Annotated in this window: 19 protein-coding genes; 3 read left to right on the plus strand and 16 right to left on the minus strand. The window is 36.1% G+C overall.

From position 1 onward, the window contains the following. Positions 1 to 91: 91 nt before the first annotated feature. The 11 genes from glpK to CEF18_RS13205 all read right to left on the minus strand — a co-directional run bounded on the left by glpK (position 92) and on the right by CEF18_RS13205 (position 12,634). Positions 92 to 1,588, minus strand: coding sequence for a glycerol kinase GlpK (glpK, locus tag CEF18_RS13155; protein WP_110937695.1), 1,497 nt, complete (start codon positions 1,586 to 1,588; stop codon positions 92 to 94). 15 nt (positions 1,589 to 1,603) lie between these two features. Next, positions 1,604 to 2,452, minus strand: a complete 849-nt coding sequence (locus CEF18_RS13160; RefSeq protein WP_110936902.1) for an MIP/aquaporin family protein — start codon at positions 2,450 to 2,452, stop codon at positions 1,604 to 1,606. 203 nt (positions 2,453 to 2,655) lie between these two features. Then, on the minus strand, positions 2,656 to 3,213 hold the full coding sequence (locus CEF18_RS13165) for a glycerol-3-phosphate responsive antiterminator (RefSeq protein WP_110936903.1): 558 nt from the start codon (positions 3,211 to 3,213) through the stop codon (positions 2,656 to 2,658). A gap of 16 nt (positions 3,214 to 3,229) precedes the next feature. Beyond that, a complete protein-coding gene (locus CEF18_RS13170) occupies positions 3,230 to 4,240 on the minus strand; it encodes an aldose epimerase family protein (protein ID WP_110936904.1) in 1,011 nt (336 codons plus the stop codon). 220 nt (positions 4,241 to 4,460) lie between these two features. Then, the gene (locus tag CEF18_RS13175) at positions 4,461 to 5,999 is read right to left on the minus strand and encodes a GNAT family N-acetyltransferase (RefSeq protein WP_110936905.1); all 1,539 of its coding nucleotides are present in this window, start codon (positions 5,997 to 5,999) and stop codon (positions 4,461 to 4,463) included. Positions 6,000 to 6,334: 335 nt separating this feature from the next. After that, positions 6,335 to 6,799, minus strand: coding sequence for a chemotaxis protein CheX (locus tag CEF18_RS13180; protein ID WP_110936906.1), 465 nt, complete (start codon positions 6,797 to 6,799; stop codon positions 6,335 to 6,337). 46 nt (positions 6,800 to 6,845) lie between these two features. Next, complete coding sequence (locus CEF18_RS13185; RefSeq protein ID WP_110936907.1) at positions 6,846 to 7,520, minus strand: DUF2225 domain-containing protein; 675 nt, start codon at positions 7,518 to 7,520, stop codon at positions 6,846 to 6,848. Between the two features lie 342 nt (positions 7,521 to 7,862). After that, complete coding sequence (locus CEF18_RS13190; RefSeq protein WP_110936908.1) at positions 7,863 to 8,825, minus strand: ABC transporter permease; 963 nt, start codon at positions 8,823 to 8,825, stop codon at positions 7,863 to 7,865. Then, entirely contained in the window at positions 8,826 to 9,890 is a 1,065-nt protein-coding gene (locus CEF18_RS13195; protein ID WP_407690398.1) for an ABC transporter permease, read from the minus strand. Then, positions 9,887 to 11,413 (minus strand): ABC transporter ATP-binding protein, encoded by a 1,527-nt coding sequence (locus CEF18_RS13200; protein ID WP_110936909.1) that lies wholly within the window; start codon positions 11,411 to 11,413, stop codon positions 9,887 to 9,889. Before CEF18_RS13200 ends, CEF18_RS13195 begins: the two co-directional genes overlap by 4 nt. A gap of 66 nt (positions 11,414 to 11,479) precedes the next feature. Beyond that, the gene (locus CEF18_RS13205; protein ID WP_110936910.1) at positions 11,480 to 12,634 is read right to left on the minus strand and encodes a BMP family lipoprotein; all 1,155 of its coding nucleotides are present in this window, start codon (positions 12,632 to 12,634) and stop codon (positions 11,480 to 11,482) included. A 469-nt stretch (positions 12,635 to 13,103) separates the two neighbouring features. On the opposite strand from CEF18_RS13205, the gene CEF18_RS13210 reads away from it, so the two are divergent. After that, a complete protein-coding gene (locus tag CEF18_RS13210; RefSeq protein WP_110936911.1) occupies positions 13,104 to 13,355 on the plus strand; it encodes a hypothetical protein in 252 nt (83 codons plus the stop codon). On the opposite strand, the gene eutH is transcribed toward CEF18_RS13210, so the two are convergent. From eutH to CEF18_RS13230, 4 genes are all read right to left on the minus strand, one after another. Next, a complete protein-coding gene (eutH, locus tag CEF18_RS13215; protein ID WP_110936912.1) occupies positions 13,336 to 14,439 on the minus strand; it encodes an ethanolamine utilization protein EutH in 1,104 nt (367 codons plus the stop codon). The genes CEF18_RS13210 and eutH overlap by 20 nt on opposite strands. 80 nt (positions 14,440 to 14,519) lie before the next feature. Next, positions 14,520 to 14,951, minus strand: coding sequence for a hypothetical protein (locus CEF18_RS13220; protein ID WP_110936913.1), 432 nt, complete (start codon positions 14,949 to 14,951; stop codon positions 14,520 to 14,522). Between the two features lie 259 nt (positions 14,952 to 15,210). Beyond that, a complete protein-coding gene (locus CEF18_RS13225) occupies positions 15,211 to 17,052 on the minus strand; it encodes a PAS domain S-box protein (protein ID WP_183041191.1) in 1,842 nt (613 codons plus the stop codon). 309 nt (positions 17,053 to 17,361) lie between these two features. Further along, positions 17,362 to 17,919, minus strand: coding sequence for a hypothetical protein (locus CEF18_RS13230; protein WP_110936915.1), 558 nt, complete (start codon positions 17,917 to 17,919; stop codon positions 17,362 to 17,364). 144 nt (positions 17,920 to 18,063) lie between these two features. Here CEF18_RS13230 and CEF18_RS13235 point away from each other — a divergent pair, with 144 nt between their 5' ends. Together CEF18_RS13235 and CEF18_RS13240 are read left to right on the plus strand one after the other, a co-directional pair. Continuing rightward, positions 18,064 to 18,711: an SDR family oxidoreductase gene (locus tag CEF18_RS13235; protein ID WP_110936916.1), complete on the plus strand. Its 648-nt coding sequence runs from the start codon at positions 18,064 to 18,066 to the stop codon at positions 18,709 to 18,711. Between the two features lie 104 nt (positions 18,712 to 18,815). Then, entirely contained in the window at positions 18,816 to 19,043 is a 228-nt protein-coding gene (locus CEF18_RS13240) for a hypothetical protein (RefSeq protein ID WP_110936917.1), read from the plus strand. Between the two features lie 122 nt (positions 19,044 to 19,165). On the opposite strand, the gene CEF18_RS13245 is transcribed toward CEF18_RS13240, so the two are convergent. Continuing rightward, on the minus strand, positions 19,166 to 19,306 hold the full coding sequence (locus tag CEF18_RS13245) for a DNA-binding anti-repressor SinI (protein WP_110936918.1): 141 nt from the start codon (positions 19,304 to 19,306) through the stop codon (positions 19,166 to 19,168). Between the last annotated feature and the right edge of the window lie 347 nt (positions 19,307 to 19,653).

The following is a 19,653-nucleotide window of genomic DNA, read 5'->3' on the forward strand; positions in this document are numbered from 1 at the left end:
ATAATCTCCAGACCATTTCATACGTTTATTAAATTAATTTCATTGTAACACAGTTTTATTAACTTTTACAATATTGGATATGCTCATTAATTTATCTTTTAAATTTCATCGTTGCTTCCACTGCAGTTTTCCAACCATCATATAGCTCTGTCCGCTTTTCTTCATCCATGTCTGGTTCAAATGTTTTTTCAATATGCCATTGCTTAGCAATCTCTTCTTTATCCTTCCAAAAACCTACAGCTAATCCTGCTAAATAGGCTGCACCAAGTGCCGTCGTTTCTTGAATTTCTGGACGTTCCACAGAAACTCCCAACATATCACTTTGAAACTGCATTAAGAAATTGTTTGCAACAGCCCCTCCATCTACTCGAAGAGTTTTCAAATCAATTCCTGAATCAGCGTTCATCGCATCTAGGACATCTTTCGTTTGATAAGCTAATGATTCTAGTGTTGCACGGATAAAATGTTCCTTTTCCGTTCCACGTGTAATTCCAAAGATAGCTCCCCGTACATCACTATCCCAATACGGTGTCCCAAGACCTACAAAGGCCGGGACAACATACACGCCATCAGTAGATCCAATTTTGGTGGCATAGCCTTCTGTCTCTGAAGCTGATTTCACCATTCTCAATCCGTCTCGTAACCATTGAATAGCTGAACCAGCCACGAAAATACTTCCTTCTAAAGCATATTCCACTTTTCCATCAATGCCCCACGCAATGGTTGTGAGCAATCCGTGATCCGATTTAACCGCTTCTTCGCCTGTATTCATCAGCATAAAGCAACCTGTACCATACGTATTTTTAGCCATTCCTTTTTCAAAACAAGCCTGGCCGAACAGTGCTGCCTGCTGATCTCCAGCTGCTCCTGCAATCGGAACCTCTTCCCCGAAGAAATGGTAGTCTACGGTTTTAGCATACTCTTCTGAAGACGGTCTTACTTCAGGAAGCAATGACTTTGGTACACCTAGAATATCTAACAGTTCCTCATCCCACTTGAGTTCATGGATATTGTACATCAATGTTCTAGAAGCATTCGTATAATCTGTTACATGTGCTTTTCCACCTGATAATTTCCATATTAACCAAGTGTCCATCGTTCCAAATAAAAGTTCTCCTTGTTCCGCTTTTTCACGTGCTCCCTCTACATTATCCAAAAGCCATTTCACTTTCGTTCCGGAAAAATAAGCATCAATCAGCAAACCGGTTTTATCCCGAAACAAATCATTATATCCTTTGTCTTTCAACTCATGGCAGATCGGATCTGTTAATCGCGACTGCCATACTAACGCATTATGGATTGGTTTGCCTGTTTCTTTATCCCAAATTAATGTTGTTTCTCTTTGGTTCGTAATGCCAATCGAGGCAATTTCTTTAGCAGAAACATTTTGATTACTTAAAACATCCGCAATTACCCCTAAAATAGATGACCATATTTCATTTGCATTATGTTCAACCTGACCTGGCTTGGGAAAAATTTGTCTAAACTCTTTTTGTGCGACATCGACAATTTTTCCCGCCTTATTAAACAGTATCGCTCGTGAACTCGTTGTCCCTTGGTCTAATGCTAATACATACTTTTTTTCCATCATAATAATCTCCTCCTATTGTGCTTTTGTTGTTGTTGGATTATGAAATACTTCCTTATTAGGCAGTGACTCTAGATCTTTCTTATGAAGCTGCATAGATAGAAATAGTACTGCGAAAAATGCAGCTATAAATATCCATAATGCATTATAGACCATGCCTTCAAATAATGCCGCATATGTTAGAGAACCTAATCCTCCTCCAATAATTGGTCCAGCAATGGGCACCCATGAGTATGCCCAATTTGAATTCCCTTTTCCTACAATCGGTAAAACAGCATGGGCAATTCTCGGTCCCAAATCACGCGCAGGATTAATTGCATATCCAGTCGTACCTCCTAAAGAAAGGCCAATTGCTACGATTAAACAGCCAACAATTAATGGATTTAAACCTTCAGTAAATTCGTTAGCACCAATGAACAATAAACCAATTACTAATACAAACGTACCGAGTACTTCACTGAAATAATTTGACGGCGTGTGTTTAATTGCTGGATCTGTTGCAAATACAGCTAGTTTCGCGCCTGGATCATCTGTATCTCTAAAATGGGCATAATATTGGAACCATACTAGTGTAGCACCTATAAATGCTCCTATTAATTGAGCAAGAATATAACTTGGTACTTGTGACCAAGGGAATTCGCCTATCAAAGCAAAACCAACAGTAACAGCTGGATTTAAGTGCGCACCGCTAACTTCCCCGACTGCATATACTCCTAAAGCAACTCCCAGTCCCCAAGCAACCGTAATGACTATCCAGCCACTCGCTTCAGCTTTTGATCCTTTTAGTACCACACCTGCAACAACACCGGCTCCAAAAATGATTAAGATCATTGTACCAAAAATTTCCCCTACAAATGGTGACATATCCTTTCCCCCTTTAAAAGTAGTTAGAGACACAAAAAACCAACGAAAATACACCCAGGGCTTTTATGGCCTTCGTGTATTTTCGTTGGTCTCCATGTCTCCACCGAAAAAATTTATTAACTTAGGTTCTATTGAAACACAGGTTTGTAAACGTTGTCAACTTGAAAATAGTAAAAATTGGATAGATTTTTAGAATATGAGATTTAATTCTCATATTTTTCCTGATTCCAAAGAGCGCGGTTCGAAGTTGTAACAGTTGTCGCTCCGGCGTTTATTGCTGATTCGACCTCTTCATCCGTTCGAATAAGTCCGCCTGCTATAATCGGAATATTAGTTTTCTGATAAATTTCCTGAATAATATGAGGAATTACCCCCGGCAGTACTTCAATACAATCCGGTTCAATATGTTCAAGCATATTATAACTAGATTCAAGTGCAATAGAATCTAGTAAAAATAACCGTTGTATCGTAATTAATTTGGCTTTCTTAGCAGTACTTAAGACCCCTTTTCTTGTCGAAATAAGTCCATCAGGCCGGATATCACGACATAAAAATTGAGCCGCATACTCATCACTTTTAAGACCTTGCACCAGGTCCGCATGCAGTAGTACCTTTTTATCATTGTCATGCAGCATTTTGACAATACTTTTTAACTGGCCTATGTGCGTGTTAAGTAAAACAACATACTCATAATCTGTTTTTACTACTTTATCTAAATCTTTTAAATCACGGATTGCAGGTAATATCTTTGAGTTAAACATGACACTCCCCTATCCTTTAATATCTGAGATGGAATACAGTTCTTTTTTCATAAATCTCATCTTTATTTAATAAATATGATTCATTTTGATTTGGCACCTCTTGAGTTTCCAAACAAATACCTGCATACTTTGCTGCTTTACCGCCATTTAACAGTGGAGTCGCTTGAATTTGATTCGCTGAATAAATGACTACAGCTGGGTCATCTGTTTTGACTCTGATCGAACGTCCTGACTGGTCATCGGTCAACACAATTTTTTCTTCCGCCTGTTTATCGAGTAAAAACGGATGATCTATTCCTCCACCAACAAGAGCAACTTGCTCTTCAGAACTTTCCATTGCAAGCTTAATTTTTTTCTTCGTTTTAAAATTAAACGCATCTATTTCTTCTACATTTAGTTTCTCTTTTGGTATTGATCCTTGATCCAATACATAAACCTCATTACTTGCCAATTGTAAGTCATGGTCCAGTATATCTTGTTTCATATCACCTGATAGATTAAAATATGCGTGGTTTGTTAAATTAATAGGTGTCGTTTTATCCGTTTCCGCATGATAATCAATAATAAACTGATTATCCTCCGTCAATTGATACGTCACCTGGAACTTTACATTTCCGGGATAATCATCTTCTCCATCTGGACTCGTGTACTCGAAATGTAAAGCTGAGTTTTCTTCTGTCACATTCCAAAAGCTCTTAGATAATCCATTTACTCCTCCGTGTAAATGGTTGTCACCATCATTTAAAGCCAATGACACAGTCTCGCCATCTATGTATAGCTTTCCATCTGCTGTTCTTCCTGCTGTTCTGCCAACTATTACACCTAGGTAATAGGGATTCTTTTCATACAAAGCATAATCATCATACGAAATAATTACATTTTCTTTAACTCCATTTTTATCAGGTACATTCAGTTCCGTGATAGCACCCCCGTAATTTAAAGCCGTTAGTTCTACTCCATTACTATTTGATATCGTATAAGCATAAACCGATTTATCCTGAAAAGTTCCTACGTGTTTTTTTGCCATGTTATAATCTTCCTCTCTGATAATGATCTCACTATTAGAAAACGCTCTCTATTTATTGTAGCCGAATAATGAGAGCAAATAAAGAAAACTTACCTTAAGATTAAAAAAAGTTCCTATAATTTACATAAACTAATCTATAAACATCAAAAGGTGTGACAAAAGTCTCGCTAGATCTTTTGTCACACCTATTAATATCAGATCTCATTTACATCTAGAATCTTTAACAGTCATAATTCACTTTGTACAAATCTTTCCTACGATCACGCCATTGCGTAACATTTCCTGATTTTCTTTGTCTTCTTAATAACTCTAAGTCCACATCACCTACAACAACTGTTTCAATATTAGGATGACATTCTCCCACGATACCGTCACGAGGGAAAGCAAAATCCGATGGAGTAAATATTCCTGATTGAGCATACTGAATATCCATATTTTCTACGTGAGTAAGGTTTCCAACTGTGCCCGCAATCATCGTATAAATTTGATTTTCCACGGCACGAGCCTGAGCACAATACCGTACACGTAGATACCCTTGTCTCTCATCCGTACAAAATGGAGTAAAAATTATATTAGCGCCTTTTTCTGTTGCGATTCTGCCAAGCTCAGGGAATTCTATGTCATAACAAATTTGAATGGCAATTTTGCCACAATCTGTATCAAACACTTCTACTTTGTCTCCACCATGAATGCCCCAAAACTTTCGTTCATTTGGCGTTATATGAATCTTATACTGTTTCTCAATCGTGCCGTCTCTTCTGAATAAATAGGCAATATTATAAATCTTACCTTCTTCTTCCACAAAATGAGAACCGCCTATGATATTTACATTATATTTAATCGCTAAATCAGTAAATAGATTAATATATTCCTCCGTGTATTCCGTCAAACGTCGAATCGCCCGGCTTGGACTTTTCTCATCCATAAACGACAACAACTGTGTTGTGAATATCTCTGGAAAAACGACAAAGTCTGATGTATAACTTGCACCTACATCGGCATAGTACTCGCACTGCTGGGCAAATTCTTCAAAGGAATTTATTTTCTTCATCATATATTGAATGGCACAAATTCTTACAGGAAGTGCTGTTTTAAAGTGACGTTTTGTTGTTGGGCGATAATCAACATTATTCCACTCCATTAAAGTTGCATATTTCATGGAAGCATGGTCATCTGTAAGATAATTTCTGTTTACCCGTTTTAATGTAAATGCGTTCATTACCTGAAATGTTAAAACAGGATCATATATATTATGACTCATAACTTCATCTACATATTGTCTCGGTGTAAGTTCCGCTGCGTATTTACGATAATTCGGTATTCTGCCACCAATAATCATACTTTTTAAATTCATTTCCCTTGCTAATTCTTTTCTTGCCTCATAGAGTCTTCGTCCAATTTTCATTCTTCTGAAATCTGGATGTACAGCTACTTCAATGCCATATAAGTTGTAACCTTCATCATCGTGATTTGTAATATAACCTTCATCCGTAATTTCATCCCAAGTGTGCTGGTCATCGTATTCATCAAAATTTATAATCAAGCTGGAACAGGATCCAATGATTTCTCCATCGAACTCCACGCAAAATTGTCCTTCCGGAAACACTTCTAAATGACTCATTATGTGGGACCTTTTCCAAGGATCCATATTTGGAAAACATGCTGTAGAAAGTTTTATTATATCTTCAATATCGCTGTGACGAATGTTACGTACGATAATTTTCTTTTCAAATTTCGATATATCTAGTTCTTCACTCATCAAATCACCCTTTTCCATTTACTATCATATAGTAAAAACGGTCTAAATCTCGTATTTAAAGATATCAATAATCCTCCATATAATCTAAAGGAATCCCTAGAAAAAAGCAAGGTTTATGAAATGGTATTGATTGGGTATTTGTGATTTACATATTAAACAGGTATTATTAAGGGATGTTAGTCGAATTCAAGCCTCTCTGTTCGGCAAAAAACAATCTCTAAAAAACCAATAGTTTTATAAATCCTTGTGATAACAATAACACGTTTCTACGCAAAAAATTGAGGATGGAATAATTCCAAACTCAAATTTCTTCTATGTAAATCTAAAGTTACATTTCAGTCACTATTTTCCGATAAAGATATGTGCACTTCGATCTTTCCCATTATTGAATCCATCGGGATCGTAATAAATCTTTTGGTAGAGCGGAAATTAGACCTTCCATCATTAACAACTGGCGGCGTAACATCAACAATAATATTTTCCGCGGAAAGCTCTGTTGCAGTCGCTCCCGCTACCCAATTACCAAACTCTTGGATTGCACTCCAACCCATGTCATCCAACGTTTCAATTGCCATTCCTCCCATCATGCTCCCAACGATCTTTTTAGCTGTTTCTGCGTCAAAAGAACAAATAATTTGACCGTTTAGCTCACCATGTACCCCTAAGACAGCAGATACCTCATTCGAAGCTAGAAATTCTTTAACAACTTGTGGAGATCGGTGTGATATTTCAACCCCAAAATGATTATTCATCATTGTTTTTGTTGCTTTACATACAGCATTAATATGTTTAGCATTCATATTTTCTCAACACCTTTACATCACATTTTAATTAAAGCTAAATAAATCACATTGCTCTAGCCTCTTGCCATTGTTCCCTTGCTTTTTCAACGATAGCTGCTTCTTTTTGCTTATCTTTGTGTTGAATGACTTTTGAGAAATAGTTAATTGATTGTTCTTTCTTTCCTACTTTACGATAGTATTCTCCGAGCAAAAATAACAACATTAACTCGCTTACACTCTTTTGTATAAAATCGCCATGCTTATAGGAATCTTCGAATTGTTCTAACGCCATTTCAATAAACCTGATTTCCTCTTGTTTTTCGTTCATAGTTCGAAATAACCAACTTAGCTTCATACACAAGCTTCCTCGAACGATATATGGTTGATTCGTTATTTCAGCTGAAAGTATAGCTAATTTATATGTTTTTACGGAATTTTCATAACTTCTAGTACCAGAGAAATCTTGGCTTGTCCAATATTTAGATACCTTCTGATTGAATTGCTCCTTTATACTAGGTTTAAGTATAGGATCAAATTGTTCATTAAAGCCATAACCACAAGCTGAACATACACTTATCTCATATAAAACCGGATTTAATTGCTCATCCTTATAATCTTTAGAGTAATCATTAAATACCTCATTCACTCTTATAAATCTAGAACGGATCTTTTTTGAATAAAAGGCAAGGTTGCAATTTGGACACGTAACTTCTTTATCATACAACGGTTCTAGATCCATATGCTCATTAAACCTCCCTCAATAGTACTTACTGTCTTTATATAGTATAAAAGACCTTAGTCTAAGAAGGAAGGAATTTTTTCTAATTCACTATAATGAATTAGATATACCTAGTAAACCATATGAAAAGCGCATAGCGTCTATTATTAAATTTTCAGAGCCCTTCATAATTTGTCCGATGAGTCTAACAGAAATCGTCCGCTTAGAGCTGATTCGAGCATCTTTGTTAGACAGCATAAAACAATCTTTAAATAACCAATTATTTAATAAATTTATGCAAAAAAGGGTGAGAAAAAAAGATCGCATTGGATCTTCTTTCTCACCCTTCATTTATAAATAATCTTATCTACTACCTTTTTCATAAGGCTGATTTAAAGCTTTAGGTGATTCAGCTTTACCTACAAAACCTGCTAATGCTAGAATTGTTAATACGTATGGCAGAATTAACATGTAAACTTGAGGAACATTATCTAATCCTGGAATTTGCTGAGCTGAAATACTTAAAGCCTGAGCAAATCCAAAGAAGATTGCTGCCCCCATTGCACCAACTGGATGCCATTTCCCAAAAATTAAGGCTGCTAACGCCATAAAACCTTGACCGACAATTGTATTTCCAGCAAAGTTTCCTGCAGTAGTGATAGCAAAAATTGCTCCACCTGCCCCACCAAATGCACCACTTAGCATAACAGCAATATAGCGCATTCGATTAACATTGATACCCATCGTGTCCGCAGCGATCGGATGTTCACCTACAGATCGAAGACGCAATCCGAAAGGCGTTTTAAATACTACATACCAAACAATTGCCACTAAAACAAATGCAATGTAGGTTGTTGCATAAACACGTGGAAATATCAACTGTCCAATAACCGGTATATCGCTTAGTAAAGGGATTTCAACTCTTGGAATTCTAGATGCAACAACATCCGTTTGTCCACGATCAAAAACTTCCTTTACAATAAACACCGACAAACCAACTGCCAGAAAGTTTAATGCCACTCCACTGACTATTTGATCTGCTTTTAACGTTATCGATGCCACAGCATGGAAAAGGGAAAAGATAGCACCTATAACGATTGCAAATAAAATACCCATCCACGGTGCAGCATCCCCAAATCCTAGAGACTCAAAAATTAGCGTACCAACAATCCCTCCAAAAGCGCCCATGACCATAAGCCCTTCAAGACCTATGTTAACAATACCGGATCGTTCACTGAATAAACCACCTAGTGCAGTAAGAAGTAAGGGAGTAGCAGCAATTAGAGCAGCTGGGATAATGGTATAAAGAATTGATAATATATCCATTTATTTACCCTCCTTCTTAAATTGCAACTTCGTGTAAATCCATCGAACTAAATAACTAGAAGCCACAAAGAAAATAATTAGTGCAATGATTATCTCTACAAGTTCTGGTGCAACTCCCGCAGCTGCCTGCATATTATTGGCACCTTCTTTTAAGCCACCAAAAAGAAATGCAGCTAAGAATATGCCGATAGACGTACTTCCACCGAGAAGTGCTACCGCAATTCCATCAAAGCCATAGCTTGTAAATGCCGGAAGAATATTAGCATACTGATAAGTTCCTAGTCCAAGCATCGCACCACCGACACCAGCGAATGCTCCCGAAACCGACATAGAGAGAATAATATTAAAATTAACATTCATCCCAGCATACGATGAGGCATTTTTATTGAAACCAACTGCTCGAAGTTCAAAACCTTTTGTTGTTTTCCATAAAATAAACCACATAATAACACAACTTATAATCGCAATAAGAAATCCCCAATGTAATCGGGAGAAATCAGTTAAAGCAGCTAAATACTCTGAAGATAGAGATGCACTGCTATTAATAAAATCGGTTCTTTGCCCAGAAGCAAGTAAGTTGTTGCGAATGAAGTGGTTGACGATATGTAAAGCAATATAATTCATCATTATAGTAACGATAACTTCATGAACCTCAAACTTCGCTTTTAGTAAGCCGGGAACAAATCCCCAAAGTGCTCCTGCAATTGCCCCTGCAGCCATTGCTAAAGGAAGATGAATAATCATTGGGGCTTCAACAACTATCCCAACAAAAACTGAGGCAAACCAACCTACGATCAACTGACCTTCCACCCCGATATTTAATAATCCAGTTCTAAGGGCAAATGCAACAGCTAACCCGGAAAAAATCAATGGCGTCATCCGTTGTAAGGTTTCACCAAAGTAGTATATTTCTCCAAAGACTCCTTGAAATAAAGCAACGTATCCCGTGATTGGATTGTGACCACTTAACAGCATAATCACAGCACCAGCCAGAAAACCAAAACCGATCGCAATTAGCGGTATAGTAATTCCGAATAGTTTGCTCTTCAGCACATTTCCTATCACTGTACATCACCTACATCCCTTTTACCGCCAGCCATAAGAAGACCCAGTTCTTTTTCATCTGTATCTTTTGTATCTAAAATATCGACAATTTCACCGTTATATATAACAGCTATTCGGTCACTAAGGTTAAGTACTTCATCTAATTCTAAAGAAACTAAAAGAACAGCCCTACCTTTCTCTCTCTCTTCTACCAACTTACGGTGAATAAATTCTATTGCCCCTACATCCAGACCACGAGTTGGCTGAGCTGCTATGAGTAGTTCGGGGGAACGATCAATTTCCCGAGCAATAATAGCCTTCTGCTGGTTCCCGCCTGACAAGGCACGAGCAAATGTTTTTTCATTTGGTGTTCTAACATCGTACTCTTCAATAAGCCCCCGGGATTTATCATACATTTTTGTATAGTTCAAGATTCCCTTCGAAGTATAAGGTTTCTGATAATACGTTTGCAATAATATATTTTCCCCAACTGTAAAATCGAGTACTAATCCATGTTTATGACGATCTTGAGGGATATGCCCTACACCTGATTCTGTTACTCTACGAGGTTTATATCCACTAATATCCTGCCCAGAAACTGAAATTGTACCACTCTTTAAAGAACGTAAACCTGTTATTGCTTCAATAAGCTCTGTTTGACCATTGCCATCAACTCCAGCTACGCCCAAGATTTCCCCAGCCTTCACTTCCAGATTAAGTTTGTTGACGACATTGACTCTACGTATATCTTCTACGATAAGGTCTTTTATTGTTAAAACCGGATTTGTTGGCTTGGCTTCCTTTTTTTCAACTTCAAAGCTAATCTCACGCCCTACCATCATTTCCGCAAGTGTGCTTTCAGTCATTTCACTAACATTAACAGTTCCGATTCCTTCACCTCGACGGATTACGGTACACCGATCGCAGACTTGCATGATTTCCTTCAATTTATGTGTAATTAAAATAATGGATTTACCTTCTTTTATTAAGTTCTTCATTATTTGTATTAACTCTTTAATTTCTTGAGGTGTCAGAGCAGCTGTTGGTTCATCGAATATCAAGATATTCGCACCGCGATACAGCGTTTTTAAAATTTCGACACGTTGTTGCATTCCAACTGAAATGTCTTCAATCTTTGAACGCGGATCAACTTTTAGACCGTATCTTTCTGAAATTTCAGCTACATCTTTTTCTGCTTTACGGAGGTTTATCGTTGTTCCCTTCTTTGGCTCTTTGCCAAGAATGATGTTTTCGGTTACAGTAAATTTTTCAATGAGCATGAAATGTTGGTGAACCATCCCTATCCCGCATTCAGTCGCTACATTAGGATCTGTGATGGCTACTTTTTCACCGCGGACCCTTATTTCGCCTTTTTCAGGTTGATACAGGCCGAACAAGACGTTCATTAGTGTTGATTTCCCTGCTCCGTTTTCACCAAGCAACGCATGAATTTCGCCTTGCTTGACCTGTAGCGTAATATTGTCATTGGCAACGATACCGGGAAATTCTTTCCTTATATTGTTCATCTCGATTACGTATTCCAATGTGAACACCCCTTCGGACTCATTAACAAAGGCTAGTACAAGACTAGCCTTTGGTTAATGTCTTTATTATAGTGACCCTTCGAACTCTTCGTACTCTTCATCTGTTTTAGGTACTACAATTTCTCCATTGATAATCATATCCGTATATTCTTCCACAGCAGTCAATGCTTCTTCAGAAACATTCTCTCTCGATTCAGCAATACCAACACCAGCATCCTCTAATGTAAACTCAAGGACTTCACCGCCTGGATATTCACCGTTCATTGTTGATTCAGCTACTTGGTAAACTGCCTCATCCACACGTTTCACCATAGAAGTTAAAATGACGTTACCATCATCCCAATCACCTTGAGTTAACGCTTGGTCTTGGTCGACACCAATTACCCAAACATTCTCTCCATCTTGTGCGCGTTCAATTGCATCAGTGATCAATCCATTACCAGTTGCCCCGGCTGCATGAAAAATAATATCCGCACCGTTGCCATACATAGCGTTACCGATTTGTTGTCCTTTGGATGCATCGTTAAAGTTTTGTGCATATTGTGTAGCAATTTCAATATCTGGATTTACAAATTTAGCTCCAGCTTTAAAGCCACTTTCAAACTTTTTAATTAATTCTCCTTCGACTCCACCAATAAACCCAATATGATCTGTTTCAGACTGCATAGCAGCAACAGCACCTACTAAAAATGAACCTTCATGTTCTGCAAAAGTGATATTTGCAATGTTAGGAATAAGATCTCCATTATCATCTGTTACAACAGTATCTACAATTGCGAAGTTTTGATCTTCGTTTTGAGCAGCAACAGTTTTAATATCGTCTTCCATTAGGAATCCAATAGCAAATGAGATATCTGTGCCTTCTCTAGCAATACGGTTTAAGTTAGGTGCATAATCAGAAGCATCACTAGATTGAACATATCCTACCTCTGCATTTGGATAATCTTCGCCAAACAGTGTAAGTCCCGCCCATGCTGATTCATTAAATGACCGATCATCAACACCACCAATATCAGTTACCATTTGAGCTGTAAAAGCTTCTCCTTCACCAGCCGCTTCATTGTTTCCAGTATTCTCATCCGCGCTATTATCAGCAGCTTCGTTAGCGTTATTTCCTCCATCATTAATTGGAGTACTTTCATTGTTTTCTTCCCCGCAAGCAGCAAGCAATGTACCTGCAGCTAAAACTGAAGACATTAACATCATGACACGTTTTTTCATCTTGTAAATCCCCCTAGTTTTTTGTTTTTTCTGTTAAGTGCTTATGAAACACTCTGACAGCTATGCCATTATTATGACATAAATAGCTGAAAATTATAATCTATAAAAACGGTATCAAAAAACAAATCTACTTGTACGATGTCTGACGACTTTTTAAAGCGGAATTTGCCTTCGATAGTTTTCTAGATTTGCATATAATATACCATTATTTGAAAAGAGAATAAATACTTTTTTATAAATATATTAAATATATATTATTTATTTTATTATCCATACTCATTAACCATAAATTCATCAATTATGATGTAACATTACTTCCTAAAGACGCTAAAAATGATAGGTTTTATACCATAATCCATTTATGAGCTTATTACAATATTATGTAATTCTTTAAAGTTTTTAAATGATTTAAAAGGGGAATGCATACATTATATAGAAGTATTAGTTGTAAGAAAGGGGTTGGATAATAGTGGAAAAAAGCACTCATTCATTTAAATATAAATGGCATAGTTTTTGGCTTGATTGGCATGAGACAAAAGAACATTATTATGGAAGCTCTAGACACCAAAAAAAGAAAATAAAACATGCTTTTAAAGCAGCAACTGTAAAGAATGACTTATTAAATTTAAGCTCAACATCTTCTTCTAATTTAGAGGAAATAAATTCTGCCCCGGTGAAACAACACAGCGCCAAGCTTAATCCTAAAGTAACGGAGTCCTGATTTTTCCGTTACTTTTTTTTGTAATTATGTAAGCTATTATGACCGCCATTACTCCAGCTGAGATTTTCCCAATCATCATAGGAAGAACCATTTCGGCTTCTACAGCGGCAGAAAACCCTAGATGTCCGCCTAATACAAATGCACCACTAACAGAAAAAGCAATGTTAATCAGTTTCCCTTGTTCTTCCATTTCATGGATTTTTTTAAACATTGGAATGCTGTGTGCTAATGAAGATATTAATCCCACGACTGTTAATTCCGTCAACCCGATTTTTTTTATATACTCGCTGCAAAGCGGAATAACCTTTGTTCTCAAAAAATGTACAAGTGGAAATGCACCAGCAAGGGTTAATACAATGAGTCCGACTATTTCCATCGAGTCCTGAAACGGTGTCAGACCCGCGATGATAGTTATATCACTTAATTCCTGTACAGCAACAACAGCTATTATAGAAGAAACTAGCACCATTATTACTCTTCCTGCAATAACAAATAGTTGAATCATAAAGTTTTTAAGCCAGAATAATCCTGCAATAATCACCACTATAAATATTAGAACCGGAAGCAGTTGTAAAATTAAAAAAGTTGGTGCGTAACCCGCAACTAATCCAGCTATAAATGCCCCTGCTGGAATAGGAATGAGCCCAATCATTATGCCTTTCGCCAAAATTGGATAGTCATTCTTTGAAATAAGTCCTAATGCCACCGGTACCGTAAATACAAATGTTGGTCCAAGCATGGTCGACATAATAATTCCGGAGAACAAACCTGCCCTTTCATCCTCTGCCAATTCTATCGCTAAAGAATAGCCACCCATATCTATTGCCAAAAGCATACCTGGAAACATCGCCGGATCTGCACCTAAAAATGAAAAAATCGGCGTCACAATAGGTTTCAGTGACTCTGCCAGGACCGGTGCTATAGAAATCATCCCTACCATTACTAAGGCTAGTGGCCCCATAGCCTGAAAACCCTCATCAAATGCTTTTCCATAGCCTCTTCGATTCCCTAAAGCTTTATCTATAACTCCAATTATTAAAAATAATAATAGAATATAAATCACAACAGTATGTATTATCACCATTTCACCTTCTTTATAAGAAAAACGCAAAGCGTTTTTTATTAAAAAAGGTCACTTGCCTCAAAGGACCAGTGACAGCTTTTTCATTTCGTGAATTCTCCACTAAACTCAGAGATACCTATCATCCATAAAGCTTCCACTTCTTCAGGTGTTAACCTGTTCAAAACCATGGATTCCAACTCTGCCTGTTCTTCAGATGTAAGCCCCCTCGACGCTTTTGCAGTAATATCTTTAATTTCACTAACTGTAAAATTACTGACAAGAACCTTTGTCGCCTCTTCTTTAGTAGAGAAAGCCATGTTCTCCGGTATTTTTCCACTACTAGCCTCGCTATTATATTTATCTAGAAGTTCACCAACTTGAGGATCTTCGAGAAGTTTTTCAATTCCATCATCAGCCAATATTTCATTAGCAACTTGATCCACCAAATAGTCCGATGCATAAGATAGTAAGATGCGATACCCACCATAAGTTAACCCAATAATAATTACAGCAAAAATAAATATCTTTTTCATATATTGCCTATCCCTCTCCTACAAACAGTTAACTCTATTATAAAATCCATAAGTAGAAAAGCAAGGTATTTTTAGTCCGCCTTAGTAATTACAATTTTTTCGGAAATCTCCGAAAATTCTGTGGAAAACGATTTAAGAAAAACTGCTTTGTAGTATTTAACGCTTGGATCATTCTTCCACCGGAGGATCGCGGATTCTTCCAAACAACAATTTTTTATAAAGGCAGTTTTCATAATTGAGCGTTCATTGATAACAAAAACTATTGTTTAATATAGACTTTTTCATATGCAGGCAATCGTATTGTAAAGGTAGTTCCCTCTCCTTCTTCACTTTTCACATTTATATCTCCACCATGATCTTCAATTATTTGATAAGAAACCATTAAACCTAAACCAGTACCTTTTTCCTTCGTCGTAAAAAAAGGTTCACCAACTTTAGAGAGCAAGGATTTAGGGATTCCACATCCTTCGTCGATTACTTCTATTACCACAAAATTATCTTCTTTTCTCGCTTTAACAGTAATTTCGCCTTGATCCATTGCTTCAATTGCATTTTTGATAAAATTTATAAATACCTGCTTGATTTGATTACTTACCCCTTCAATTTCAAGTGGGGTATTCATTATGTCTTTCGTAATATAAATATTTTTAATAATAGCTTGAGTATTTAAAAGAGTGACAATATGTCCTAATAACCCATCTAAATCACATATTTCATTTTTTGTTGTTTGAGGTTTAGACAGAATTAACAGTTCATTTAAAATTTGTTCAATCCGTCCGAATTCGGATTTCATAATGTCAAAGTATTCTTTTTTTCCTTCTCCAGTTTTTTCTATTAACTGAAGAAAGCCCTTTAACGAAGTTAGTGGATTTCTAATCTCGTGCGCAATCCCAGCTGCAAGTTGTCCCACTGCTGATAATTTTTCCGATTGGTAAAGTATTTCTTCTGACTTCTTTTTTTCTGTAATATCTCTAAAGGTGTAAACTCTTCCTACTGTTCGATTTGAATAAATCATTGGCGTCATCACGTAATCCATAATGATTGGTTTATCATCTTTTCTAAAGAAGGTTACTTCAGATTCTCTAATGACGCTTTCACCGGAGGGAAATTCTCCTTCAGATGGATAGATGCTTTTGTCATCTCTATTTTGATGAAACATTTCATTCAGATGCTTGATGTTAAGCTCTTCCTTGGAATAGCCAGTCATATTTTTAGCCGAGTCATTCCACATTACAACGTTGTTTTGTTCATCGATTCCTAAAATCCCCTCATCAACTGAATCAAGAATCAGCTTATTCATATGAGAAACTTCATTATATTTCTCCATATTGTACCGCTGATTAGTGATGTCCTTGACGATTCCGTAAACTCCTATAATATTTGATTGTACAATGATAGGAATGGCAGTTAATAAAATATAAAAAGGAGTACCAGCTTCCAATGTTAAATTTAACTCTATGGCATTTGGTTTTCCAGTCTTTGCTTTATCAAATAAGTCTTCCATCACATTCTTCTTACCTCGTGGCAAAAATTTACGAAAATCACTTCCTAATAAAAGTTTTTCATCGATTGGAAATAATTTTTTAAAGGCAGAATTAATTGCCAGGAGGTTCCCATCTAAATCAGCAGAACATACTGCATCAGGGTGTTTATGAAATAATGTCCGATAACTTTCTTCTACTACTTCCATTGCCACATGTTTTTCTGTTATATCTTGGAATATGATTATTAGGCTTCCATTTTTGGGATAAGCCTGTATATGCCACCATGAATCATATTCTGCTAGATATTCATCGAATTCTACCGGTCTATTTTTCATAAGTGCATCATGGTATCCCTCATAGAGTAGTGTTCGAACAAAACTTGGGAACTCCATCCAAATATCTTTATAAATTAAGGATTCTCGATTCTTTTGGAGAATAGATTCAGCAGCAGAGTTTATGTAAGTGAAATCCCATTTATTATTCAAACAAATAACTGCATCTGAAAGATTATCAAATATCACCGTAAATGAGGTCATCACATCAGATAAATCATCGCTAAAATCGACAAGAGAGAATATATTATTTTTCTCTCCACTTATTTTATCGATATTTTTCATATTTACACCCCTCATCTTGTCCCATTTTTATACTATCCCTATTTTACCAAATAACTCATACAATCACATATTTTTTTATCCCTTAAAAACTATGTTTCTCAATGTTATTCTTCATTTTTCGTCAAAAAAAATAACCTTCTTAGAATGTTGTGTCTATTCCTGTAAATTTTTTATTTAAACGGTAAAGAGTTTTAAACATTTCATTGAAGACTTCTTTTATGGATTTCATTATTTATCCCTCGATTATTTATATAATAAATAGCAAATCAGAAAGATTAATATTAATTCTATAATTCGGTTTTAAACAATTTAATTCAATTCTTTTACATCTAACAGTATAGATGTTGTGTAGGAATGATCTTCTTTCGTTTGACCAGTATTAATCATGAACTCAGATCTTACTTCGACCTCGTATTCTCCTGGTGGGAAGCCTTCTTCTTTTATATATGAACTCATAAATACGGCAGTCTTATCATTATTATCATTGGGTAATGCCTGTTTATCATATTCCTCTTCATACCATTGATCATATTCAAGAATAGTATTTCTGAAAGTGCTTCTTACAGCAAAGGGGATCTCTACCCCTCTGGTTGATTCTATAATATCAAATGTAAATGGACTGTTGGCGTAAGTAATCACTAATTCTTCCTTATTTCCTCTATATTTTAACTTCCCGACAATTGTTATCGGTTCCCCAGCTTCATACACTGCATTCTTGGAAACTAACCTAAGTATAAAGTCACCAGCAGCTGTTTCGGAAACAACCAAGTCTTCCTCTGTCAAAGCTTCAACATTTTCTTCCTTTTGCGTGCACCCTATAAGAAAAAAATTAAAAATAAATATTAGCAATATAAGCAAAACTTTCATCAAATCCTCCTTTCATACATGATTCTTTTATCTTACCGCTTTTATCAAATTATACTCCTGACTAAAAATGAACCTTGATATGATCAAAAGAAGGTTTAATGGAATTTTGGAAGGGAATTACTATTAATGGAAGGAGAGATACAAATGAAAGTTTTAATAATTGGAGCTAATGGACAAATAGGAAAACATATGGTGAAAATGTTAGGTTTAAGCTCTGAACATACAGTTAAAGCAATGGTTCGAAAGGAAGAACAGCAAGCTACGATGAATGAGCTTGGAGCAAATGAAGTAGTAATAGGTGATTTAGAAAAGGATTTCTCCCATGCCTATGATGGGGTAGATGCGGTTATTTTTGCTGCAGGCTCAGGTGGAAACACGGGAAAAGACAAAACGGAAGCAGTTGATCTTAGAGGAGCCGTCACTTCAATTGAGGAAGCAGGAAAAATTGGGGTTCAACGTTTTGTGTTGATTAGTTCAATTTTAGCTGATCGACCAGAGGATGGTCCCAAAGAATTACAACATTATTTAAAATCTAAAGGTGCTGCAGATGAAGCTTTACAATATAGTTCCTTAAATTATACAATTCTGCGTCCAGGCGGTTTATCAAATGATCCTGCAACAGGCACAATTACTGCTAAATTAAAGTTAGATGATCTAAATTCGACAATATCTCGTGAGGACGTAGCAAGCGCTGCTGTAAATGCACTCACAATTTCAGAAACATTTTATAGTACGATCGAGATTCTATCTGGCAATACCTCTATAGGTGAAGCCCTTAAAACATTCAAATAATTTCAAACATAAAACAAATTCTTCTCTTCTTTGTATAATTTATTGCACGGTTAGATCATAACTATTATAATTAATTTACAAGGAAGATGGGGAGGAGAGTTCTGATGATTGCTTTAAAGCAATTTTCAAAAGAGCAAAAATTTGATTTTGGAATGAACCTGGCTATTATAGGGCTAGCAATCCTGATCGGTGTTATTGTTGGTATGAATGAAGAATGGTTTTTAGCAAGGAATTTTACTGCAGGCTATATGGCTGGTTCTCTTTTAGCAGCTTTATTATTATTTGCTCTTTATAGGACAATAGTTTTCTTCGTGAATTTAACAAAAAAATGAGAGTTTTGTTTTTAAAATTGATATTAACTCCCGGATCAATGTAAATTTTCCTTTAGAGCTTAGATAATATGAGGTCACTGAAAATTTGCCTATCAGTGGCCTTTTTTTAATTACCGACAATCTTATGTTTCATTTACACTTCTTTCTTGAAGAAATTCTCTGATTTCTCTTTGTGTCAAACCTTGTAAAAGTGCTTCCTCCATTAAAACTATCCACTCAGCATCAACTTCCTTACTATTACTTTTATCTTTTATTTCAATCATAATTTCCCTCCACAATTTACAATCTACTCTACAGCCTCATTTTGTTCATTATATAGAACTAATTAACGAGAAAAATATCCCTTTTAGGAATGGTTGGCATAGGTGAAAATGATATTCTTTTTTAGGTAAGTTACAATATATTTACTATAATATTACTAAGAAATACTACTGTAAATAGTTATTTATACCTATTTTACCAGAGGGTGGGATAGCGTTTTGTTCTCTATATTGAACCACAAGGGTGAATATTCGAGAATAAGCCCGAAAGTGCAAAAGCGACTTCCACAGAAAAAAAGGAGGTCACGGATAAAGTATAAAATTACCTGGCAATGCCTTTGTTCATTGAA

Origin of the sequence: Salipaludibacillus neizhouensis (genome assembly GCF_002886185.1) — a bacterium.
GTDB classification, from domain to species: Bacteria; Bacillota; Bacilli; order Bacillales; family Salisediminibacteriaceae; genus Salipaludibacillus; species Salipaludibacillus neizhouensis.